The organism is Nitratireductor sp. B36 (assembly GCF_020833685.1).
GTDB lineage: Bacteria > Pseudomonadota > Alphaproteobacteria > Rhizobiales > Rhizobiaceae > Nitratireductor.
Window position 1 is genome coordinate 216,705 of the sequence record NZ_JACKZY010000005.1, and the last position, 22,874, is coordinate 239,578.

The following is a 22,874-nucleotide window of genomic DNA, read 5'->3' on the forward strand; positions in this document are numbered from 1 at the left end:
AGGAGCCAGCGACCCGCCAGGCATGCACCATCCCTACGCCAGTATGAACTGGATCAGGTTCATCGGGTCACTGCGCTGCATGGAAAACCATGCCCAGCAGAATCTCAGCCCCTTGGCGGGACCCCCCAGGTGAGGCTGCAAGGTGAGTGAAGAGGGGCGCTCTTGTCAAGCGCGGTGATGAAGCTGTGTGGAAAGATAGGGATCAGCAGGGTTGGTATCGCAGCACACCAACCTCGAAGTGTCCTTCTCCCCGCGAGCGGGGAGAAGGAGGATGGCCGAAAGCTCGGCACTTTTGCCGGGTGCTAGGCGTCTGCTTCCACGCGCGCCTTCGCGCCGGAGATGGTGGGCAGGCTTTCGCCGGCGTCGATGCGCTTCAGAAGTTCGACTTCGCGCGCCTGCATCTGGATGGCGCGGTCTGCCACCATGTCCACCTCGTCGGGGGACAGGATCAACACACCGTTTTCATCGGCCAGCACCGCATCGCCCGGATTGACCACCACGCCGCCAACACTGACGGGGATGTTCATCTCGCCCGAAACGCCCAGCAGCTTGGTGGTGATGGGCGAGGGGCCCCGGCACCACATGGGGAAACCGTGACGCTCGAAATCGGCAACGTCTGTCGCCGGCCCGTCCACCACCGCACCGGCGGCCTTCTTGCGGGCCGCCGTGTGGGTAATGACGCCGCCCCAACAGGCGTGGCGTGTGTCGCCGGCACGATCGATGATCACGAAATCGCCGGGCCGGATATGGTCCATCGAATAATGCAGGAGCGTGCTGTCGGCATGGGGCAGGCGCAGGGTCACCGCCGTTCCGGCAGTCCGCACCCTGGGCAGCATGGAGCGGATGCCCGTGTCGAGGAAGTTTGCGTGCAGGAAATGGCCCACCGTGGCGGTCTCCACCTGCATCAGCTTGTCGATCTTGGCCTGTGCCAGCTGCTCCGGCATCGAATTGACCTGGTACATATGCGTATTCCTTATGCGACGACGTGATGATCTGCGACCGGCATGGAGCTGCGGATTTTTGCTGCGTAATCCGTGTCGATCGTTGCGCTTGCATGGCCGACGCGATCCGAGCAGTTGGCAATGGTCACGCCCCATGGATCGATGATCAGAGAGTGGCCGAAGCACAGCTTTTTGCCTTCGTCATGCCCGAAGATCTGTGCCGATGCGGCCACATAGGACTGGGTCTCGATGGCGCGGGCGCACAGAAGCTGTTCCCAATGGTCCTTGCCGGTCTGCAGCGTGAAAGCGGCGGGCAGGACGATCACCTCGGCACCCTTGTCACGCAGCTTGCGGAACAGCTCCGGGAAGCGCAGATCGTAGCAGATGGCGCAACCGATTTTCACGCCTTCCAGTTCGTAGACGACCACGTCCTCGCCGCGCTTCATCGTGTCGGATTCCAGATAGCTCTGGCCGCCCGGAACCTTCACGTCGAAGAGATGGATCTTGCGGTAGCGGGCAATCTCCTTGCCCTGCCGGTCGAACACGATGGTCGTGTTGTAGCACTTCTCGCCCGCAGCCTCGGCCATGGAGCCGGCGTGAATGTTCACCTTCAGCTCGGCGGCCAGGGCCGACATGGCGCGGTAGGCTTCGCCGTCGGGAAAGGTTTCCGCGTGGGCGCGGCGGCTTTCCACGGTCCCGCCCATATAGGTGAAGGTTTCGGGAAGCACGACGAGATCGGACTTGTCCTCGGCAACGGCCTTGCGGATCAAGGCTTCCGCATCGGCAATGTTCTTTGCCTTGTCGTCCTGCGAGTTCATTTGAATGACGGAGATTTTCATGAATTTCCCTTGCTTTGGAGTGTGAGCGGGGCGGCCGTCAGGCCGGCCCCAGAACGAGATTGGGGAGGAAGAGCACCAGCTCGGGCACGAAGGTGATCATGAGCAGGGCAACGATCAGTGGTATGAGAAAGGGCAGGATCGCCACCGCCACCTTTTCGAACGGCACCTTGCCCACCTCAGCGACGATGTAGAGCGCGATGCCCATGGGCGGGGTGGCAATGCCGATCAGAAGCGCCAAGGTGATGATCAGGCCGAAATGAATGCGGTCGATGCCGAACTGGTCGATGATCGGCAGCAACATCGGCACGAGGATCAGCTTTGCCGGCACACCTTCCACGAAACAGCCGACCAGAAGCAGGAAGCCGAGCAGGAGGAACAGGAAGACCGTGCGCGATTCGGTGAACAGAAGAATCTGGTCCGCCAATTGCTGCGGGATCTGCTCGATGGCCAGAAGCCAGCCCATCACATGCGAGAAACCGATGATGATCATGATGACGCTGGTGATGGTCATCGTCTCCGTCAGCGCCTGCCAGAGCATGCGGAAGGAGAAGGTGCGGTAAACGAAGCCGAGCGCGATGGTGTAGACGCAGGCCAGAACGCCGGCTTCCGTCGCGGTCGTGAAACCGGTGAGGATGGCGACAAGGATGATGCCCGGTGCAACCAGTGCGGCGATGCCGTCAATCGCAGAGCGGCCGATCTGCGGCAGGCTCTTGCGTTCCTCGCGCGGAAAGTCCTGCTTCAGCGCAACGAGGTAGTTGAACGCCATCAGCGACATGCCGACGATGAGGCCGGGAATGATGCCAGCGAGGAAAAGCCGCGCCACCGAGGTGTTGGACAGGAACGCATACACCACAAGGCTGATGGATGGTGGAATGATTGGCCCGACCACAGCGCTTGCAGCCGTGAGGGCCGCCGCGAAGGGTGCTGGATAGCCGCGCTCGCGCATCGCCTTGATCTCGATCGTGCCGAGGCCGGCACAATCGGCCACGGCCGCGCCGGAGACACCGGCAAAGAGCAGCGAGGAGACAACATTCACCTGTGCGAGGCCGGCCCGCATATGGCCGACAAGCGCGGACGCGAAGTTGAAGATGCGATCGGTCATGCCGACGCCGTTCATCAGATTGCCGGCCATGATGAAGAAGGGAATGGCAAGCAGGGACGGGTTGTCGACCCCGTCGAGAACCTGAAGAGGGATGATGTAGAGCGTGTCGGAAAAGCCCGCATAGATAAGCGCGGAGAGCACCGCCAGGCCGATCGCCATGGTGATCGGCACACGCAGGAGGATGAGGGCGACGAAGCCCGCGAAAAGAAGCAAGGTCATGGTTCTACCCGGGTCCTAGATGTCGCCGACATGATGATGTTCAGGCTCCGGATGCCCTCTAAGGGCATGGACGAAGTCGCTGAAGAAATGCAGGGCGATGAGCCCGCAGGAGACAAAGAAGGGGACACTCAGCCAATAGCGCTGGATGCCGACCATTTCGATATTGCCCACCTGACGCTGGATCAGTTCTGGTGCCTCACGCAGGATGATGAGCAGGAGGGCGATGACGGCGATGTCCACCAGCATCCGCCCGGCGCGACGCACCGGTGGCGGGGTCGCGTTCAAGAGAAAGTCGACGGTGATGTCCTTGTTCTGCCGGTAGACGACGAAAAAGCCCAGAAAACTCATCCACACGAAGCAGACAATGCTGATGGGGAAGGCCCAGACCACCCCCTGACCGAGAAATGCACGTGACGCGACATTGAGTGCGGTCACGAGGAGCATGGCGAACAAGGCCGCATTCGCTCCCACAAGAAACAGCCGATCGATAACGGCCAGGATTCGATCCAGGACGGGCATGGAACCTCCCCCATCAATGAAAGTTCAAAGGAAACCTATTCGGCGCGCGACGAACGAACCGCGTCAAGGAATCCTTCGGGGAGTTCGCCTTTTTCCTCCATCTCCTGATAGAAGCTCTGCATACGCTCGACGAAATCGGACGTGTCCGGCTCCGTATAGGCCACGTCCTTGGCCTTCATGGCTTCAAGATCGCTGTTCGCCGCAGCAATCATGCGCTTTTCCGACTCTTCGGCCATTTCGGCAAAGGCGTCGAGAACCTGTGCACGCAGCTCATCGGAAAGCGCGTTCCAGCGCTTCGCGTTGGTCATGAAGGCCATGCCCTGCGGATATTCGTCATGACGGATGATATGCGGCGCAACCTCGTAGAACTTCATCGGTTCGACGAGCGCGATCGGGCTGTTCACCGCATCGACGATGCCGCGGCTGATGGATTCGTAGACTTCCGTCCAGGCAAGCGTGCGAACCTCCGCGCCCAGATGGCGCCAGGCGGCCGCAGCCAGCTCATCGGGATGCATGCGCAGGCGCGTGCCCTGCATTTCTTCCAGGTTCGTCCAGGGCTTGTCGGTCACCATCACGCGATAGGGGCCGCGTAGGAAGGCGGTCGGAGAGCCGATCAGCGCGATGCCGGCTTCGTCTTCGATCTGCTTGAACCAGCCCTTCACCAGATCGGTCTGCATGAAGCGGACCCAGTGTTCGCGATCATCAAAGAGGAAAGGGGCAGAGGTGAACTTGATGTCCGGAACCCACTTCTGGAGATAGCTGGTGCCTTCCGGATAGACATTCACGGTACCGATCTGAAGCTGTTCGAGGACCGTGTCGTCCGAACCAAGCTGCTCGTTCGGAAACACCTTGATCTCGACTTCACCGCCGGTCTTCTCGACTACTTTGTCGGCAAAAAACTGGAACAGTTCGCCCTCGATGCTGTCCGGCGGCATCTTGTGCGCCATGCGCCAGGTCTCGGCATGGGCCGAAACCGTGGCGGCGGCACCGATCGCCGTCATCACACCTGCAGCCAGAAGATTGCGTAGAATACGGTTCATTATCCTTCCCCTTGGTTTTTGTGTGTTTATGGGAACAGGATCGGAGAGCCGTCTTAAAAAGTCCAAATGAAAAATATGGCTTCCGGTGATAAATTTTTTCAATCAGGGTTGATCAGATAGTCATCAGGAAAGCGGCTCGAATAGGCAATCGCCTGTTGGCGGGCCATTTCGACGAACTCGTCCCTGAGGGTCTTTCGGGGCGAGGCTTCGGTGATCGCGAAGAACTCCAGGGGTGGAAATTCCACATCCACCTTGATTTCGTGCAGGGTGCCGCTTGCCAGTTCCTTCATCACCACCGCGCGCGGCATCGGCGCAATGCCTAGCCCCTCCTCGGCCATCTGGACGATGGTGGCGATGGAATTGGATGAGTGCACATTGACTCGCACCTTGGAGTGCATTTTCAGATAGCGCTCCAGTGTCTTGTAGGGGATCGAGTTCTTGGGAAAGCTGAGGATCGGCATGTCAAGCAGTGTGCCCACAGTCGCTCTGCGAATGGGGAAGGCGGTGGGGCTCGCCACCCAGGCGACCGGGAAAGAGCCGAGCGGCACGAAATCGAGCTTGGGGTCGTTTCCATCCCGCATCGCCAGTCCCACATCCACCGCATGATCCCGCAGCGACTGGATGACATCGGCAGAGGTCGACGATAGCATCTCGATGTTCACACCGGGATATTTTGCCCGGAAGCATTCCATGAGCTGAACGAACCAGGAGCGCAGGATCGTGTCGGTCACACCAACGCGCAGCGAACCGGTCATCTTTCTGTTCTTGTTGACCAGCCATTTCATTTCATTGGTGAGTTCGACCACCATCTCCGCATGCGGAAGAAGGACCCGGCCTTCGCTCGTCAACTGCACCCCGCGTTTGGATCGCTCGAAAAGCTTGGTGCCCAGCTCATTTTCGAGTGCGTTTATACGTGAGGAAATGACGGGCTGGGTGGTGTGCAGAAGATCGGCCACCTTGCGAAAATTCCGCACCTTCGCGAGGTGAATGAAGGTTTCCAGAAATCGCAATTGCACGGAACGCACCTCAAAAGAACAACGGCCCACCACCCTTTCGGGCAGCAGGCCGCATGCTAGTTGATGCTTTGCTCCCGCGCCATAGCGCCGAAGTTCACGCCGGTTCGGAAATCTTCGCTGCCAGCTTTTCCAGAAACGCAAGACAGAGAGAAAGCTGTTCGGCCTCGACGTATTCATCCGGCTTGTGCGCCTGCCGGATGGAGCCCGGGCCGACGATCACGGAAGGGATGCCGCCAATGGTCTCGAACACGCCTCCCTCCGAACCGTAGGAGACCTTTCCGGACCATTCGGGCATGATGTCGCGGAAGAAGGCAAAGCCCTCGCTCGCCGTGTTGTCGCCCATCGCCGGATAGGCGAAGATTTCTTCCCATTCGATGCCGGTTTCAGCGCATTTCGCCTGCATTTTGGGCAGAATTTCCGAATTTGCACGCGTTTTCAGAAATTCCAGTTCGGCCCGTGCGTCGTGAGTGGGTAAGCTACGGATTTCAAAGGTGAAACTGCAAAGATCCGGCGTCACATTGGTGGCGACGCCGCCGGAAATCATGGTTGCCAGCATGGTGGAGTGCGGCACGGTGAAATCGTGGTCGAAGGGGCCGTTTCCAGCAATCTCTTCGGCGCGCTCGGCGATCATCGCTATGATGCGCGCGGCATGGTCGATGGCATTGACGTGATCTGGCGCGAAGGAGGAATGGCCGGACGTGCCATGAACATGGCAGCGCATGGCGATCTTGCCTTTCTGGCCGGTCACCAGCTTCATGTCGGTCGGCTCGCCGATGATCGCAAGCATGGGCGGCACGTCGAGCGCGGCCAGCCATTCGGCGATGGCCGGCGCGCCAAGACAGCCCACTTCCTCGTCATGCGAGAAGCACAGCCAGACAGGGCGCTCCAGCTTCGCGGCGGCAAGCTGCGGCATCATCGCCATGACACAGGCGGCAAAGCCCTTCATGTCGCAGCTTCCGCGGCCATAGAGCTTTCCGTCGCGCTCGGTCAGGTCGAAGGGTGGGGAGGTCCAGCCCTTTTCCAGCGCCGGCACCACATCGGTGTGACCTGACAGAACGACACCGGGGACGTCGGCCGGGCCGATACGGGCGATCAGGTTTGCCTTCTCGCCCGTATCGTCCAGCAGAATGACCGGCTCGATGCCGTATCCCCGCAGGAACGCCGCCATGTGGTCGATGAGCGGCCGGTTCGTGTAGCGGCTCGTCGTATCGAAGGCGACCAGATCCTTCAGGTGCTTCTTGGCATTCTCAAGCAGTGACATGGTGGACTTTTCGGCCTCAGGCATTCTTTGCTGCACGATTCTCTCTGAATTTTTGCCACTCCCGGCGGATCGTCAGGCCGACGAAGAACACGATCAGGCCTGCGAAAATCCAAGAAATGGCGGACTGGAAAAAGACGGACGGATCGCCGCGCGAAATGGCCAGCGCGCGGCGCAGATTGTCCTCGAACATCGGCCCCAGAATGAAGGCGATCAGGAACGGCGCCGGGGGGATGTTCAGGAGCAGCATGATGAAGCCTACCACGCCCATGACGAGCAGAACGGTGACATCGAACATGCTGCTGGAGATCGAATAGATGCCGTAGATGCACAGCATCAGAACGACCGGCGTCAAAAGCACCTGCGGAATAGAGGAGATGTGCGAGAAGAAGCGCACGGTCAGCTTGCCCGCGCCGAACAACAATACGGAAGAGAACATCATGCCGATGAACAGCATGTAGACCTCGTTCAGATTGTTCTGGAAGAGAAGCGGGCCGGGGGTGAGGCCCTGAATCATGAACGCGCCGAGCATGACGCCGGTGATCACGTCGCCGGGAACGCCGAGCGCCAGAAGCGGGATCATGGTCGCGCCGCAGCAGCCATTGTTAGCGGATTCGGACGCGGCGATGCCTTCCAGCTCGCCCTTGCCGAAATTCTCGCTGTTGGGCGAGGAACGCCGCGCCTCGCCATAGGAGAAGAAGGCGGCGGCTGACGGGCCAATGCCGGGAATGGCGCCCAGAACCACGCCGATGAAGCTGCCGCGAATGATGGATTTCAGCGAGCCGCGGAACTCCGCCAGCGTCAGTCGGTTATCGCCGAGCTTCATGGCCTGGCCGTGGTTTTCGTCGCGGAACATGATGAGGCGCAGAAGCTCTGGCAGAGCGAACAGGCCGATCAGAACCGGCGCAACCGAAAGGCCGCTCTTCATGTCCTCGGTCATCGCGAAGCGGAACGAGCCGTACATATCTTCGCCGACCGTGGCGAGCAGCAGGCCGAAACAGGCCGACACAACGCCGAGCAGGAGCGAGCCGCCGGAAATGGAGGCGACCATGGTGAGCGCGAAGGCCATCAGCATGAAATATTCCGGCGGACCGACGCGCAGCGCCAGAAGCGCCAGCGGGGCCGCGAGGAAGATTAGCGAGATGTTCGACAGGAAGTCGCCGATGCAGGACGAGATGAGCGCCATGTTGAGCGCCTTGCCGGCCTTGCCCTTCTGGGCCAGCGGCCAGCCATCGAGCACCGTGCAGGCAGCCGATGCCGTGCCCGGTGTCTTGATCAGGATCGCCGAGATCGACGCGCCGTAGGTGCTGCCCTTGTAGAGCGCGACAAGCAGCAGAATGCTGGTGACGGGCGGCAGATAAAAGGTGAAGGGCAGGGCAAGCGTGACCGCCATGGTGCCGGTCATGCCCGGAATGGCGCCGATGACGACGCCGGCCAGGATGCCCGCGCCCATGGCCAGCACATTGGCGAGCGTGGCGACGGATTCGAATGCGAAAAGAAGATCGTTCCACATGTGTTGAGCGGTCCCGGTGGCGGTCGGTCAGTTGAGGCCGGGGAAGATGCCCCAGCTTCCCGACGGAAAGGGTGTGTGCGTCACATTGCCGAAGAAGAGCTGCAGGCCGAGCGGCAGAAGAACGGCAAGAGCCAGAACGGCAACCCACCGCCCGGATGCGCCGGCAAGCAGGAAACAGGCAAGCGCCAAAAGCATGGAAGAAGCGAGAAAGCCCAGCAACGGCACAAGAACGACAAAACCTGCGAATGCGGCGAGCGCCAGCGCGAGCCGGATGAGCCGATTGCGCCATTCAACCGCCGACGCCGGTCCCCGCTTCGGCTCATCGCTCGTTTCGTTCCCGCCGCCAAGCGCCGCGAACGCCATCGCCAGCAGGCCGAGGGCTAGCCCGAGGATCGAGACGGTGCGCGGCCACATGTCGGGCGGCGGCGCGAAGCCTGGAATGAAGGAAGGACGCGGCACATGAACCGGAATCAATGCGAAAAGCACCGTGCCAAAGAACAGGGCTATCAGCAGCCCCCGGAGCATGGCCTTGTTCAACATGCCGCGTCCTCCTTTGCTATGCCGGCTTACTTCCGGCTTACTTAATGTAGCCGAACTCGCGCGCGAGCCCGTTGAAGAGCTCGTATTGCGACTTGGCATAGGCTGCCATGTCTTCCTTGCCAACGGTGGAGATGGATCCGCGGCGCTTGGCGAGCTCCAGCCACTTCTCGTCCTCGGCAACCTTTGCAAGCGTTTCCTGCCAGCGCGTCACGACGTTTTCCGGCAGATCCTTCGGGCCGTAGAGCGCGCTCCAGCCGGTGATCTGGCCGGCCTTTTCAAAGCCGAGCTCGGCGGCGGTCGGAACGTCTGGCAGAGCGTCCATGCGCGAAGGCGCATAGACCATGAGGGCGCGCATCTTGCCGGACTCGATGTGCGGCATCAGCGAACCGGCCGCGATGGCGAGGAAGTCCACATGGCCACCGAGAAGCGCAGTCGCCAGCGCGCCGCCGCCCTTGTAGGGGACGAGGGTTGCTGCCGTCAGCGGGTCGAGCTCGTTGTCGGCCAGAAGCGCCTGAACGGTGAAACCGTCAATGGCGGTCGCGCCCGATGCGCCATAGGTGAGAGCGCCGGGATTGGCCTTCAGGCCTTCGACCAGCTCTTCGGCGGTCTTATAGGGAGAGTTTTCCGCCACGGCGAGGATCATCGGCGTGGCTTCCAGAGAGCCGAGGAAGGTGTAATCGTCCCAGCCGACCGGCGAGCTTTCCTGCACGGCGGGGTATAACGCCATGCCGACGCGGGCGAGCAGCAGCGTGTAGCCATCGGGCGTGCTTTCGGAAACGAAGCGCGCGCCGTTCATGCCGCCATTGCCCGGCTTGTTGACGACGACGACCGGCTGCTCGCCGAGGTAGTCGCGGGCTGTTTCAGCCAGCGCCCGGGCTGCCAGATCGGAAGCGCCGCCAGCGCCATAAGGGGCGACGATGGTCACGGCCTTCTCCGGATAGTCGGCATGTGCGGTGCCGGCAGCAAGGGCGACAACCGCTGCCGCCAGAACGGTTTTCATCAGAGATTTCATGCAAATCCTCCCAGGGAGAGTGAATCCATTCGCCCGAAGGGTTCGAGCGCCGTGAGGTTTTTGCACAGTATGCTTTCTTCTGCAAATTATGCCTGTTACTATTACATTTATGAATACTGACTATTGAGGATGCGCAGATGAACCTGAAGCAGCTCGAAGCTTTCGATGCGTTCATGAGCCATGGCTCGGCGACACGGGCAGCGGCCGCGCTCAAGATCAGCCAGCCAATGGTGAGCCGGCTTCTGGGACAACTGGAAGAGACGATCGGCTTTCCGCTGTTCGTCCGCAAACGCAACCAGCTGATGCCGACACATGAGGCGATCCTTTTTCACGCCAATGTCTCACGCTCGCTGACCACATTCCAGGAGCTCGAACGCGAGGCACGCGCCATCGCCAACCGCCAGGTGGGGCGCATCGTGGTGGCGGCGCAGCCGATCTATGTGGATACGTTTCTGCTCGATGTGGTGGCGCGCTTCAAACAGACACATCCCGACGTGGCGGTGAAGATCGTCGATACGGGACTGGAAGAGCTGCTGCGCATGTTCAACGAGGGGAGCTGCGATCTGGGTGTCGGCATCACGCTCGATGCGAGCCCCTATGGCGCACGCCTGATACCGCTCGGCGCCTGCGAGGCGCGCTGCCTGATCCCGCGCGGACACCGGCTGGCGAGCCGCGACGTTGTGCGCCTTGAAGACCTGCGGCGCGAGGTGTTCGTCGAGCTGGCCATCGGCAGCCCGCTGCGCACGCGTGTCGACTACATGATGCAGACGGCGGGCGCCCAGCGGCGCATTGCCGCCGAAGCGCGCACGTTGCGCGCGGTGCACGGTCTCGTGCGACGCGGCGTGGGCATCGCAATCGTCGACCCGTTCAGCATTCTCCTGCCATCGGGCGATGATGTGATTGAACGACCACTGGAGCCTTCCATTCCCTGGGAAATGGCCATTTTCCACCATGAAGACCGACCGCTGAGCCGCATCGAGAATGCCTTCATCGAAACGATCAGAGCCGAAATCGGCGAACTGCGAGAAGAGGGTGTTCTTTCGTGAAGAAGGATAGTTCCATAATGTATATTATGCGAGATACTGTTGAATGGGGGGCACATTCTATCCCGAACTGCAACACAGGCGCTAAGCTGCCTGCTTTTCGGAAGCGATGTTTTGAGCCGTACTTTTTCCCATTTGAGTTTTGAAGAACGCAAAACGATTTCCCGCATGCGGGAGCAGAAATTCAGCCAGTCAGAGATCGCCAGACGCCTCGGCCGTGACCGTGCGACGATCTCGCGGGAGATCAGGCGCAACTATTGGCACGACCGTGAGTTCCCCGATGCCGATGGCTACTGGGCGATGACCGCCAACGATATGGCGCGCGACCGGCGGCGGCGTGTCGGCAAGCTCTTTCGGCGCGAGGATCTGCGGACCGCAGTGATTGGAAAGCTGGAAGCCGGCTGGTCGCCGGACGGTTGAAGATCGAACCGAAGGCCAAGGCCAGCATCTGTCGCTACGTCTATTCACCCGAGGGCCAGCAGCAACAGCTCGCCCGGCTTCTTCCGGAACGGCGAAGAAAGCGTCGGCCAATGTCGCGACGGTTGTTGAGCGAACAAGCCGGTCCACTGTGCTGTTCAAGAACAATGATCGGCAGTCCAAACCGATCATGGACCGGCTTATCAACGTGCTCGGCCCCCTGCCCAGGCATGTCCGGCAAAGTCTGACATTCGATCGCGGCTTCGAATTCGTCTCCTGGCGGCGGCTCAAACAAGGCATGGGCACAGATGCCTGGTTCTGCGATCCGTCCGCGCCCTGGCAGAAAGGCTCCGTTGAGAACATGAACCGGCGGGTCCGGCGCTATCTGCCGCGGGACACCGCTGTCTTGTCAGTTCCTGAGGAATCGATACGATCCCTGATCGAACAGTTGAACAACACGCCGAGGAAATGGCTCGGTTTCCGCACCCCTGATGAAGTGTTCAGGCGTGAAGTGCTCAAATGACGGCTTTGAGCCCACCTTTCAGCAACTCCGCAACGCGGCTAAAGTCCACTTTAAGTAGGAAGTGCAGTCAGTTAACTGTCGTTCTGTCGGAGCGCTTTATCAGCTGCTCAAGTGTTTAGCCAGCCGCCGACGATGCTGAATGAGATAGTCATAATGCTCATTCAGTTCGACAATGAATTTCTTAATCTCATCCACTTCTGGCAACGTGAAAAAAACGATTTCTCCTGCGTATCTACGCCAAATAATTCCCCAAGCTTTATCGGAACTGTTTTCGTGTTCTGGTCGAATTATTTTCATTTCGGCTTCTAATTTTCTTAACTCATCACTGTCGATTATGAAGGTAGCCTCTGTGCGATCAAAGCACTGGTGTGCAACGACTGCTGATTTTGGGTGTTTAAGAACATCTGCCCATAATTTAATGAGCTTACCCGCCGGTTTGTTGTCTCGGTGGCTTTTCCTTCCGCGAAAACCGCTGCTGTTTTCCAGCCTTCGTTGCTCCTGAACGGCGGCATCAATCATTTCCCAGAGACATCCAAGCTCACGGACCAACACCCGCGACAAATTCGTGCAATCGTTTTCGGATATTGGTATCCTTAAAAGGCACGAAATGCCTTGAAGTGAGCTTGCCAGGTTACACGCGTCTGCGACATGGCAGACCCTTTCACCGGTCTGCAGTTTGATGGTCTGGTGATCTTCTGGCATCTCGCAATCATAAAGCTGACAGGGTTTTGCGTCATCTTCGGTTAATTGCAGCGTGCGCGTCAGTTCGGAATTGAGTTCTTGAAAATCTGTAGGCGAGTAAGTCATAGTTTTCTCATCGAAATAAGTGGTCTGAATATATGCTAGGTGCTTAGCGCCCAAAGCGAAAGCGGACTTCAACATGCATTGCGGTAGCGGCAGGTTTGTCCGCTTTGCAGACCACCATCAACTTATCACCATCCGCCCCCGGACAGGCTTAGCAACCCCGACCAGCACGCCTGACCGGGGGCTGACTTACCTGCCCTGTAGCTGCTTTTTGCCCTTGTTGCATTTACTTTAGAAGTCACAGAGATGACTGCAGCATTACGGCAAACGTTGCCGTAGCATTCACAGCCCACGTGGCCATGAGGCAAGATGGGCAAGGCCATCTGCAGGGAAGAACACGGGAGCTTTTCCGAGCCTCCCCATGGGGAAACCCGGTGGGCACAAGCCCGTGCGGTATCCTTTCTCAGCTCTGTCCGCGCTCGGGCGCAGGACCGGTGGTCGAGCGCACGATCAGATGGGTCTCCAGAACATAGGAGGCATCGCGCACCGCCTGCGAGCCCAGCACCTCCAGCAGCAGAGACACAGCCAGCTTTCCAGCTTCTATGGAGCGGCTGGAAACGGTGGTGAGGCTTGGCACCGTCAACGGTCCCAGCGCATCGTCACAGCCAACCACCGAGAATTCACCGGGCACGCTGACGCCGCGCTCGCCTAGGCCGGCCAGAATGCCCTGCGCCGTCACGTCGTCGAAGGCAATCGCCGCCGTCGCACCCTTGGCGAGGATGGCATCGACCGCCTGCAAACCGGCCTCGAAACTCGGAACGCTGGCGGAGACGAAGCTCAGCTCAAGGCCAAGTTTCTTTGAGGCATGGCGCACGGCGGCACGGCGCTGCTTGTTGGACCAGGATGTGGACGGGCCGCTGACATAGACGATGTTACGGTGCCCGAAATCGGCCAGATGCTGGGTCGCCTCGGCAATGCCCGTACCGCTGTCGATCAGCACTTTCGGGATGCCCTTCACATCGCGGTTGATCAGAACAAGAGGGCGCAGCAGCGCATGGGCCGCGATGCGCTCGTCCGAAAGCCGGGGCGATGCCAGGATGATGCCCTCGACCTGCCCGGCAAAACGACCGAGAAGCTGGTCCTCCTTCTCCGGGTCTTCATCGGAATTTCCCAAAAACACGCAGAAATCGGAGCGATCCGCCTCGACCTGGGCGGCGCGGATCATGGGCGGGAAAAACGGGTTTGCGACATCCGGCACAATCAGCGCCACATTGCCATAGCGCCCGGTGCTGAGCGCCCGCGCCGTGTGATTGGGTACATAACCCAGTTTGCCGGCGGCGGCCTTGATGCGCTCGACCGTCTCCGGGCTCAGCATATCGGGTCGCGTGTAGGCGCGGGACACGCTCGAACGCGCCACCCCGGCCTCCTTTGCCACCTGACTGATCGTGACGCCGCCCTTGCGTTCCGCTGCCACCGCCTGCCCTCGAACCCTGTGCTTGCTTGCCACAAGATGCACCGCCGCGAGGCGTCAGGCAACCGGTTGACATGCAACCGGTTGCACAGCATAGTGCGCGCATTCTCGTTCTACTCTGCCGCAAGGCCCTGCGATCAGCGGGCGCACTCTTGGGAGACATGATTTGCAGCACAGCCAAGCCGCGCTCCAGCCAACTCCGCTTATTGACCGGAAGATCGACAGGCTCACCGTAAAGACGTTTGCAGACCGCGAAGCGATGGGAGCGGCCGCTGCAGCCGATATTGCAGAAGCCCTGCGCGAACGGCTGGCCAGCCAGGAGAATGTGCGCGTCATTTTCGCCTCCGCGCCGAGCCAGACCTCGATGGTCGAGCAGCTTCGCGCCATGCCGGGCATCGACTGGTCCCGCGTGACCGCCTTTCACATGGATGAGTTCATCGGGCTTGCGCCGGATGCGCCCCAGCGCTTCGCGCACTGGCTGAACCGGCACATTTTCGATGCGCTTCCGCTGGCTGCCGCACACCGGATCGACCCCGGGGCAGACCCGGAGAAAGAAGCGCAACGCTACACCGCGCTGCTTAATGAAGCGCCCATCGACTTTGTGTGCCTCGGCATCGGCGTCAACGGCCATATCGCGTTCAACGATCCGCCCATCGCCGATTTTGAGGATCCGCTGGACGTCAAGCTCGTGGAGCTCGACGCGGTCTGCCGCCAGCAGCAATATGATGATGGCGGATTTGAAAGCCTCGACGCAGTGCCGCGCACGGCACTTTCACTCACCATTCCAAGACTGTTGCGCGCGGACCGCCTCTTCTGCATCGTGCCGGGCGCACACAAGCGCGATGCCGTGCAGGGGGCGCTGCATGGACCGCTGACAACAGATTGCCCGGCAAGCATCCTGCGCGAGCACGGCAATTGCACGCTTTATCTGGACAAGGAGGCTGACCCGGATGCCTGAGATCAACGCCGACGCGATCTGCGCAGACTATCTCGCAACGAGCCACGCGCTCATGCAGCGCATCCTTGTCGAAGAGCGTGACACTCTGGACAAGGCTGCCGAACGCCTTGCCTCCCAGATCGAGGCAGACCGGCTTGTGCACATTTTCGGCCCTGGCGGCCACTCCAATCTCGCCAGCCAGGAGGTGTTCTTCCGCGCCGGCGGCCTGATGCATATGAGCGCCATTCTCGATGAAGGCACGCTGCTGTCCAACGGCGCACTGCGCTCCATGGCAATCGAGCGCACGCCGGGTTATGGCCGCGTTGTCATTGCCGATGCCCGGCTTGGCGAAAGCGACGTGCTGATCCTCGCAAACGCCTATGGCATCAACGCAGCCCTGATCGACGCTGCGCTGGAGGCGAAGTCTCGCGGGGCTTTTCTCATCGGCGTCAGCTCGCGCGAGCATGCCGAAAGCACGAGCCCGGATCACCCGGCGCGCCACCCGGAAAAGAAGAACCTGCATGATGTGGTCGACATCGCCATCGACACGAAAGTGCCGATCGGCGATGCGGTGGTCAGCCTGCCCGGCATGACCGAGAACATCTCGGCCATTTCCACATTTGCCAATGCGTTCGCGCTCAACTGTCTTGTGATCCGCACCGTTGCCAAACTGCTCGACCGTGGCGTCGAACCGCCGGTCTGGCGCAGCGGAAATGCACCGGGTGGCGATGAGGCAAACGCCCGCTTTCTGGCCCGCTTTCGCGACCGGGTTCGTGCGCTGTGAACACGGAGAAGACCATAACCGGGCGCGATCCCGTTACCGGAGGCGGCATCGCCATCACGATGCGCGACGGGCGGATCGCGGCAATTGCCGAGACGGGCGCGCAGGATGAAGCCTATCTCACGCCCGGCCTGGTCGACCTGCAGGTCAATGGTTATGCGGGGCTTGACCTCAATGACGGCGCGCTGACGCCGAAGCGTGTTTGCGAGCTCACCCGCATCATGGCCGGGCTCGGTGTGACCACCTATCTGCCAACCCTTGTGACCGGATCTCGCGAGCGGCTGCTCGATGGGCTTGACGCCATCGCCACGGCGCGGCGCGAAGATCCTCTCTGCGCGCGGATGATCCCCGGCGTCCACATGGAAGGCCCGAGCATCGCGCCCGAGGACGGGCCGCGCGGCGCGCATCCGGCGGAGCATGTGAGACCCCCTTCCCTCGATGAATTCAATGCATGGCAGAAGGCGAGCGGCGGTCTTGTCCGTCTCGTGACCCTTGCGCCCGAATATGAAGAGGCCCCGGCCTATATTCGCGCAGTGACGGCGCAGGGTGTTCATGTCGCCATTGGGCATTCCTCTGCCACACCCGAGCAGGTGCATGCGGCAGCCGAGGCCGGTGCGCGGCTCTCGACGCATCTGGGCAATGGCGCTGCCGCGCTTATGCCGCGCCATCCGAACCTGATCTGGGCGCAGCTTGCCGATGACCGGCTGACGGCCACGCTCATCGCCGACGGGCATCACCTGCCGGGCGACACGTTCAAGACCATGCTGCGCGCCAAGGGGCTGGAACGCGCCTTGCTCGTTTCCGACAGCGTGGCGCTGGCCGGCATGGAGCCCGGCATCTACCGGCAGCCGATTGGCGGCGATGTCGAAATTCGTGCTGACGGACGCGTGGGCATTGCCGGAACGCCTTATCTAGCCGGAGCCGGCCTGCCATTGATCGAGAACGTTGCGATTGCCATGCGCATGGCCGGGCTTTCGCTGGCGCAGGCGCTCAGGCTCGCGACGACCAATCCCGGCGCGTTTGTCGGCGGGCGGAGCGTGATGAAGCTGGATGCACCGGCCGATCTGATCCGCTTTACCATTGACGGGAAAACCGGAGCCTTTGAACTGAAAAACACGCTTGTTCACGGCGAGGAGGTGCACTCCGCATGATCCGCGCAGGCGTCGCCACGGTAGACATCACCCCGCCCGCGGGCTTGCCGCTTTCCGGCTTTGCCGCCCGCACCCTGCCGGCCACCGGCGCACATGACCCGCTGACGGTGCGTGCGCTGGCCATCAACGATACGGCGATGGTGGTTGCCGATGTGATCGGCCTGCACGGAGACATGAGCGCGCGCATTCGCCGCCGCTGCACTCTCCCCGACGCGAATGTCATCATCAGTGCCCTGCACAATCATGGCGGCCCCGTTTCCATGGCCGGACGCCTGACGATTGAGACCGACGAGGCCTATCTGCAAAGGCTGGAGGATGCCTGTGTCGAGGCCATCGATCAGGCTGTTGTCGCGCAAAGACCTGCAACGCTTTCGGTCGGGCTCGGATCCGACCCCGACATTGCGCGCAATCGCCGCCATCCGGGCGGCCCGGTGGATCGCGCTCTGCCGCTCTTGCGTGTGCGCGATGAGAGCGGCGACATGATCGCCTTGATGACGGGCTATGCCTGCCACCCCGTGGTGCTCGGCGCAGACAACAGGCTGTGGACCGCCGACTATCCGCACTATGTGCGTCGGGCGCTTGAGACTGCGCATCCCGGAGCCACCGCCCTGTTCGTGACCGGATGTGTGGGCGACGCGAATACGGGCCACAGCGCCCATGCCTCGATCAGCCTTGCCGCCAACCCGGATCGCAGCTTTGCCGCCGCCGAACGGATTGGCGAGGCGATTGCGAAGGCGGCAATGGATGCACCGGAGCTGCCGCTTGGCGGGGATGTGGCGGCAATGGAAGCGCAGGTTTCCCTGCCATTCGAGCGGCGTGAGACAGAGGCGCCGGCAGAACTGGCAGCGCGGTGGCGCGCTGAGCGCGCACGGGCTGAACCCGCGCAGGCAGCGCTGCTCGATGCCTGGATTCACTGGGCGGAGACCATTGCGCTGGAGCCAACCGACGCCCTGTCGGGCCGTGTGTCCCTGCTCGATTGGGGCGGATTGCCAGTCTTTGGCTTGCCCGGAGAGATCTTTGCGGCGACCGCGCTTGGCCTGCGGGCTGCATGCGGCGAGCGCCCGGCCTTCATCGCCGGGTTCGCGGAAGACAATCCCGGCTATATTCCCCCGTCAGAGGAATTTGCTTTCGGCGGATATGAGGTGGATGAGGCGCACCGCTATTACGGCCAGCCGGCAAGTTTCGCACCCGGTTGCGCAGAAGCACTCGCCGCGGCCAGTGTGACACTTTTGAAAAAAACGCACTCTGGCAGGGAATAGAGGGAGACGAGGCGACGCCTTCGCGAAATGCGGGCGGCCCATGCTGATGCAAAAGGAAGTCGGCTTGACGCGCAACCGGTTGCATGGCAGTTTTTCATTGGGAACGAAATTGCAGTCTGCTCACGTCGAAAGGGAGAACAAAAGATGAGAGCGTACAGGTCCAGCAACACAAAATCCGGCAGCACGAGCTTCACGGCTCGGGTGGCGGCGCTGTCACTGGGGGCCGCGATTACCGCGATCTCCGGTTCCGCATTTGCCCAGACCATCAATGTCTGGAGCGGCTACCCTGAAATGGCGCCGTTCTACGAACACGTGGCGGAAGGGCTGAAGGAAAAATATCCTGACCTCACAGTCAATGTCGAAGCGATTGCCCTGCGCGAGCACGAGAAGCGCATTGCGCTCGGCCTCACCTCCGGCTCCGCCGGCGTGACCGTGATCGAACTCGCGGGCTCCACGGCCAGCCGCTACATTGAAAACGATCTGTTGCCGGCGGCACCGGAAGCCGTGGCGAACTTCGTCACCAACAGCGATAATTTCGGTGAGTTCTTCGTCGATGCCGCTTCCAAGAACGGCACCGTTTATGGCGTTCCGCTTTTCCGCGGACAGGGCGCCCTTTTCTACAATGTCGACATGTTCGAGGCGGCGGGGCTCAAAGAGCCGCCCCAGACCATGGAGGCCTATACGGATTACGCCGAGAAGCTGACCCAGCGCGACGCTGACGGCAAGGCGACCGTTTCAGGCTGGAGTCTGCGCCTCTCGGGCGGCGGCCAGGGCATTGCCGAGAAGTTCTGGATCAACCTGTTCCAGTATGGCGGCTCGGTGATCGAGGAAGTGAGCGACGGCAAGTGGAAGGCGAACTACGCCAATGAGGCTGGCCGCAAGGCACTCAAGCAGTATCTTGAGAACGTGCATGTGCTGAAGACGGTCACGCCCGAAATGCCGGCAGATGCCGAGGCTTTCGAGCGCGGTCAGACGGCGATGTTCATCCGCGAGTCCTGGGTTATCGCCGACATCGCGGCCAAGGCTCCGAACCTGAACTATGCGACCGCGCCGCTTCCCGTTGGTTCCATCGCTCTGCCGGCCAACCTCTATGTGAACTCCGTCGAGGGTGAGGACGCAGAGGCTGCATGGGCCTATGTGCAGGCCGCCAACGACCCGGAAAACCTCGTCTGGCTTCTGGACAATGTCGGCTGGCTGCCCAACCGTTCGGGCGTCGACTACAGCGTCGTCACGGACAAGGTGCCCGCCTATGGCGCATTCGTCGACTATCCGGAGGACTACAAGTTTTTCACCCTGCCGGCCATTGGTCCGATCGAGGAGGTGCTGACCCGTCTCGCCGCTCAGCTCACCAACGCCTATAGCAATCCCGTGCTCGCCGAGGATGACGCGGCCATCGACGCAGTGCTTGCAAAGGCTGCCGAAGAGACCAACAACATCCTGAAGCGCGAAGGCCTTCTCGCCGAATAGGCGCTTCATCGATACCCTCATCCCGGAAACGGCGTTCGCGCCGTTTCCGATCTGTGACTTCAGGCGGACGGGAACAAAATGCTGCAACAAAAGCGATGGCGCTTTGCCATTCTGGCGATCCTACCGACGCTGGCGATTTTTGCCTGGGTGCGCATGTACCCGATCGTCGAGACATTGCGGCTGAGCCTGCATCAGTGGAACATCCTGTCGAAGAACAAACCGTTCATCGGCCTGGCGAATTTCCGCGAGCTCTTTCAGGACCAGCTCTTCCTGAACGCCCTGACAAACACGTCGATCATCGCTTTCGGCGTGGTCATTCTCACGGTGCCCACCGCCATGGTGATCGCCGGGCTCATTCACCACCGCACGCATTCGCGCTTCTCCGGGTTCTACGAGACATCAGTCTTCATCCCGCATGTCGTGTCGCTGGTGCCGGCGGCGATGGCCTGGAAATGGATTTTCGACGCCAAGCTCGGCCCGCTCAACGCTTTGCTCGAATTCTTCGGCATCCCAGCGCAGGCATGGCTTTTCGATCCCGTTCTTTCAGTGATCTGCATCATCATCCTGTGTTCGTGGCAGGCGCTCGGCTATGCCGTGCTGATCTATCTCGTCGGCTTCAAGAACCTTCCGGTCTCCCTCTTCGAGGCAGCCAAGCTTGATGGCGCGTCCGGCGTGCAGCGTTTCTGGCATGTCTCGGTGCCGATGCTGAAACCGATCACGCTCTATGTTTCCGTCGTCACGCTGATCTCCGGGTTCAATGTCTATGCGCAGGCCTTCGTGCTCGCCTCGGATTCGCAAGGCGCGCCGGGCAGGCAGGTCCGGGTTCTAGTGCTCGACATGCTCGAAAACAGCTTCCGCAACTACCGTGTCGGCTATGCGGCCTCCGAAGCCGTGGTGCTTCTGGCCATTGTTCTCGTGCTGACTCTCATCCAGTTCGGTATTCTTCGGGAAAAGGGGCGGAAATGACACAGACGATAGCCGCTTCCACACCACGCCCGAAAGCCGGCGGGCGCATGAAAACGCGGGGCAAACTCATCGATTTCGCCATCGATGTGTTCCTGTTCTGCTTCTCGATCCTGATGATCCTGCCGCTGGTGTTTCTGGTGTCGAACGCCTTCAAGACGCCTGAGGAGATCGTCGCCTGGCCGCCACGCATCATTCCGAGCGATCCGACGCTGGAGAATTTCCGCTCGGTGCTGGCGGACACGCCTCTGCCGCTGTGGATTTTTAACAGCGTCGCCTTCTCCACCCTTTCCATGGTGGCGATTGTCATGACCTCGGCAATCGCCGGCTATGTGCTGGCCAAGTTTCCGTTTCGCTCGCTCAACATCATCTTCATCCTGATCCTCGCCACGGCCATCGTGCCGTTTGAGGTCTATATGATCCCGCTTTATTTCCAGGCGCAGGCGCTGGGTGTGCTCAATTCCCTCTGGGGTCTGCTGCTTGGCTATCTGGTGATGAGCTTCGGCATCTTTCTGATCCGCCAGAATGTGATGCATTCCATTCCTGACGAACTGCTCGAGGCTGCGCGCATCGACGGGGCGGGAGAGTTTTGGATCTTCTGGAGGATCGTCCTGCCGCTCTTGCGCGGCGCGCTCGGCGCGCTTGCCGTTCTTGCCTTCTTCCAGGCATGGACGTCATTTGCCTGGCCGATGATCGTGACGACGACCCGCAACAGCTACACGATTGAGGTTGGCCTCGCTCTGTTCCAGACCGGATTCACGGTCGATCTCGGCCGGTTGAGTGCAGCGTCTGCGGCCGTGCTCGTGCCCTCCATCACCCTGTTCGTGATCCTGCGCCGCAACTTTGTGCAGGGCGTCGCCAGCACGGGGATGAAGGAATGACCGCCGGGAACGCCTTCTTTCCAGAGGCCGCCGACCGCTATGCATCGGCAAATGCCGGCACGCTCAGGTGGATGCTGGATCGCCCCCTGCTTGGGGCGGGCTTCCTGAACACCAAGGTCAACAGCCTGACGCTTGCCGATTATGGCGAGGCCGACGGGCTGCGCGGGCCGGACTACACCTATGGCTGGATTCAGGGGCGTGGTCTCGAAGCGCTGGTGAGCCATGCGGCTTTCTTCGAGACACGCGATGCGGCGCTTTCTCAGCGACTCGATGATGCCGGACGCTCGCTCTTCGCGCGCATCAAGGCGCTTCAGGCGCGCGATGGTCATGTCTATTTCCGCTACGATGCCGGGCTTTGCCCTGTTCGCGCGGACCGCGATGGCGCGGTGACTGCCCAGCAACCGGCGGGAGACGTGTTCACCTATTCCGATGCTTTCGCCGCCAAGGGACTGGTGGCGGCAGCCGCACGCTATGCGCCTGAAGAACTGCCCGGGTATCTGCGCTATCTCACCGATGTGATTGCTGCAATCGAGGATGGCCGCTTCCAGATGGGCGAGGAGAAGCCTCTGGGTGGCAAAGCGCTCGCCGGCGAGCCGGACGATTTCGGGCCGCGCATGATCCTGCTTGGCGCTGCCGGCATGCTGGAACGCTGCGGCCTTTCAGATCACACCGCCTATGCGCAGCGTTTCATCGATCATGTCATCGAAAACCATCTGGACGAGACAAGCGGATTGCTGCGCAATGTGCCGGGCGGCGATGAGTGCAATGTCGGACACGGCATCGAGTTTGCGGGCTTTGCGCTGGACCATGCGCCCGTTCGCCGGAACCCGGCGCTGGTGGCCACGCTGGAGCGCATCCTGATTGCGTCCTTTCGGGCAAGCTTTGCCGAATGCGGGCTGCATCTCACCGTCTCGGTTTCGTCCGGCGAAAAGCTCAGCCCCTACCGGCCCTGGTGGTCGCTGCCGGAAACGATCCGCACCGCCGCGCTCTGCCACCAGCTTACCGGCAGCGCCGACAGCCTTGCCATCTGGCAAGAGGCGGACAGCGCATTCTTCGACCATTACTGGCGCGGTGCGCCGGCCATCGCCTACCAGACCCGAACGGCAGATGGCCCGACGGACTATGTGCCGGCCACGCCCGATCTCGACCCCGGATATCACACCGGTCTGAGCCTTCTTGCCGCAATCCATGTTGCGGAGGCTCTTTCAACGTCACACACCGCTTACGCCTCGAGGTAA

General features: G+C 61.0%; 21 protein-coding genes, 1 pseudogene and 1 riboswitch. Of the genes and pseudogenes, 10 read left to right on the forward strand and 12 right to left on the reverse strand.

The window, feature by feature from the left end:
* Nucleotides 1–12: 12 nt before the first annotated feature.
* Nucleotides 13–138: riboswitch (TPP riboswitch) on the reverse strand.
* Between the two features lie 164 nt (nucleotides 139–302).
* The 10 genes from H7H48_RS19610 to H7H48_RS19655 all read right to left on the reverse strand — a co-directional run bounded on the left by H7H48_RS19610 (nucleotide 303) and on the right by H7H48_RS19655 (nucleotide 9,999).
* On the reverse strand, nucleotides 303–962 hold the full coding sequence (locus H7H48_RS19610; RefSeq protein ID WP_229450832.1) for an RraA family protein: 660 nt from the start codon (nucleotides 960–962) through the stop codon (nucleotides 303–305).
* An 11-nt stretch (nucleotides 963–973) separates the two neighbouring features.
* A complete protein-coding gene (locus H7H48_RS19615) occupies nucleotides 974–1,780 on the reverse strand; it encodes a carbon-nitrogen hydrolase family protein (protein ID WP_229450833.1) in 807 nt (268 codons plus the stop codon).
* A 37-nt stretch (nucleotides 1,781–1,817) separates the two neighbouring features.
* Complete coding sequence (locus H7H48_RS19620) at nucleotides 1,818–3,101, reverse strand: TRAP transporter large permease (RefSeq protein ID WP_223006573.1); 1,284 nt, start codon at nucleotides 3,099–3,101, stop codon at nucleotides 1,818–1,820.
* A 15-nt stretch (nucleotides 3,102–3,116) separates the two neighbouring features.
* A complete protein-coding gene (locus tag H7H48_RS19625; protein ID WP_007007224.1) occupies nucleotides 3,117–3,620 on the reverse strand; it encodes a TRAP transporter small permease in 504 nt (167 codons plus the stop codon).
* A gap of 35 nt (nucleotides 3,621–3,655) precedes the next feature.
* Entirely contained in the window at nucleotides 3,656–4,660 is a 1,005-nt protein-coding gene (locus H7H48_RS19630) for a TRAP transporter substrate-binding protein (protein WP_229450834.1), read from the reverse strand.
* A 98-nt stretch (nucleotides 4,661–4,758) separates the two neighbouring features.
* A complete protein-coding gene (locus H7H48_RS19635; protein WP_229450835.1) occupies nucleotides 4,759–5,676 on the reverse strand; it encodes a LysR family transcriptional regulator in 918 nt (305 codons plus the stop codon).
* Between the two features lie 94 nt (nucleotides 5,677–5,770).
* Nucleotides 5,771–6,961, reverse strand: a complete 1,191-nt coding sequence (gene argE, locus H7H48_RS19640; protein WP_229450836.1) for an acetylornithine deacetylase — start codon at nucleotides 6,959–6,961, stop codon at nucleotides 5,771–5,773.
* Entirely contained in the window at nucleotides 6,954–8,447 is a 1,494-nt protein-coding gene (locus H7H48_RS19645) for a tripartite tricarboxylate transporter permease (RefSeq protein WP_007007220.1), read from the reverse strand. The genes argE and H7H48_RS19645 overlap by 8 nt, the downstream gene beginning before the upstream one ends.
* Nucleotides 8,448–8,474: 27 nt before the next feature.
* A complete protein-coding gene (locus tag H7H48_RS19650; protein ID WP_229450837.1) occupies nucleotides 8,475–8,987 on the reverse strand; it encodes a tripartite tricarboxylate transporter TctB family protein in 513 nt (170 codons plus the stop codon).
* Nucleotides 8,988–9,024: 37 nt separating this feature from the next.
* Complete coding sequence (locus H7H48_RS19655) at nucleotides 9,025–9,999, reverse strand: tripartite tricarboxylate transporter substrate binding protein (RefSeq protein WP_229450838.1); 975 nt, start codon at nucleotides 9,997–9,999, stop codon at nucleotides 9,025–9,027.
* A 137-nt stretch (nucleotides 10,000–10,136) separates the two neighbouring features.
* On the opposite strand from H7H48_RS19655, the gene H7H48_RS19660 reads away from it, so the two are divergent.
* Nucleotides 10,137–11,045 (forward strand): LysR substrate-binding domain-containing protein, encoded by a 909-nt coding sequence (locus tag H7H48_RS19660; protein ID WP_229450839.1) that lies wholly within the window; start codon nucleotides 10,137–10,139, stop codon nucleotides 11,043–11,045.
* Nucleotides 11,046–11,156: 111 nt separating this feature from the next.
* Nucleotides 11,157–11,982: pseudogene (locus H7H48_RS19665) on the forward strand (IS30 family transposase).
* Nucleotides 11,983–12,081: 99 nt separating this feature from the next.
* Here H7H48_RS19665 and H7H48_RS19670 read toward each other — a convergent pair.
* Together H7H48_RS19670 and H7H48_RS19675 are read right to left on the reverse strand one after the other, a co-directional pair.
* A complete protein-coding gene (locus H7H48_RS19670; protein WP_229450840.1) occupies nucleotides 12,082–12,789 on the reverse strand; it encodes a hypothetical protein in 708 nt (235 codons plus the stop codon).
* Nucleotides 12,790–13,189: 400 nt separating this feature from the next.
* A complete protein-coding gene (locus H7H48_RS19675; protein ID WP_229450841.1) occupies nucleotides 13,190–14,200 on the reverse strand; it encodes a LacI family DNA-binding transcriptional regulator in 1,011 nt (336 codons plus the stop codon).
* Nucleotides 14,201–14,456: 256 nt separating this feature from the next.
* On the opposite strand from H7H48_RS19675, the gene H7H48_RS19680 reads away from it, so the two are divergent.
* The 8 genes from H7H48_RS19680 to H7H48_RS19715 all read left to right on the forward strand — a co-directional run bounded on the left by H7H48_RS19680 (nucleotide 14,457) and on the right by H7H48_RS19715 (nucleotide 22,874).
* Nucleotides 14,457–15,155 carry a 6-phosphogluconolactonase gene (locus H7H48_RS19680; protein ID WP_229450901.1) on the forward strand — a complete coding sequence of 233 codons (699 nt, stop codon included), beginning with the start codon at nucleotides 14,457–14,459 and terminating at the stop codon, nucleotides 15,153–15,155.
* Nucleotides 15,148–15,918 carry a sugar isomerase domain-containing protein gene (locus H7H48_RS19685; RefSeq protein WP_229450842.1) on the forward strand — a complete coding sequence of 257 codons (771 nt, stop codon included), beginning with the start codon at nucleotides 15,148–15,150 and terminating at the stop codon, nucleotides 15,916–15,918. Before H7H48_RS19680 ends, H7H48_RS19685 begins: the two co-directional genes overlap by 8 nt.
* Complete coding sequence (locus H7H48_RS19690) at nucleotides 15,915–17,066, forward strand: amidohydrolase family protein (protein ID WP_229450843.1); 1,152 nt, start codon at nucleotides 15,915–15,917, stop codon at nucleotides 17,064–17,066. Before H7H48_RS19685 ends, H7H48_RS19690 begins: the two co-directional genes overlap by 4 nt.
* Nucleotides 17,063–18,325, forward strand: a complete 1,263-nt coding sequence (locus tag H7H48_RS19695) for a neutral/alkaline non-lysosomal ceramidase N-terminal domain-containing protein (protein ID WP_229450844.1) — start codon at nucleotides 17,063–17,065, stop codon at nucleotides 18,323–18,325. The genes H7H48_RS19690 and H7H48_RS19695 overlap by 4 nt, the downstream gene beginning before the upstream one ends.
* Nucleotides 18,326–18,469: 144 nt before the next feature.
* On the forward strand, nucleotides 18,470–19,792 hold the full coding sequence (locus tag H7H48_RS19700; RefSeq protein WP_229450845.1) for an extracellular solute-binding protein: 1,323 nt from the start codon (nucleotides 18,470–18,472) through the stop codon (nucleotides 19,790–19,792).
* A 78-nt stretch (nucleotides 19,793–19,870) separates the two neighbouring features.
* The gene (locus H7H48_RS19705) at nucleotides 19,871–20,758 is read left to right on the forward strand and encodes a carbohydrate ABC transporter permease (RefSeq protein WP_229450846.1); all 888 of its coding nucleotides are present in this window, start codon (nucleotides 19,871–19,873) and stop codon (nucleotides 20,756–20,758) included.
* A 47-nt stretch (nucleotides 20,759–20,805) separates the two neighbouring features.
* The gene (locus H7H48_RS19710; RefSeq protein ID WP_025030173.1) at nucleotides 20,806–21,636 is read left to right on the forward strand and encodes a carbohydrate ABC transporter permease; all 831 of its coding nucleotides are present in this window, start codon (nucleotides 20,806–20,808) and stop codon (nucleotides 21,634–21,636) included.
* Nucleotides 21,633–22,874, forward strand: coding sequence for a hypothetical protein (locus H7H48_RS19715; protein ID WP_229450847.1), 1,242 nt, complete (start codon nucleotides 21,633–21,635; stop codon nucleotides 22,872–22,874). The genes H7H48_RS19710 and H7H48_RS19715 overlap by 4 nt, the downstream gene beginning before the upstream one ends.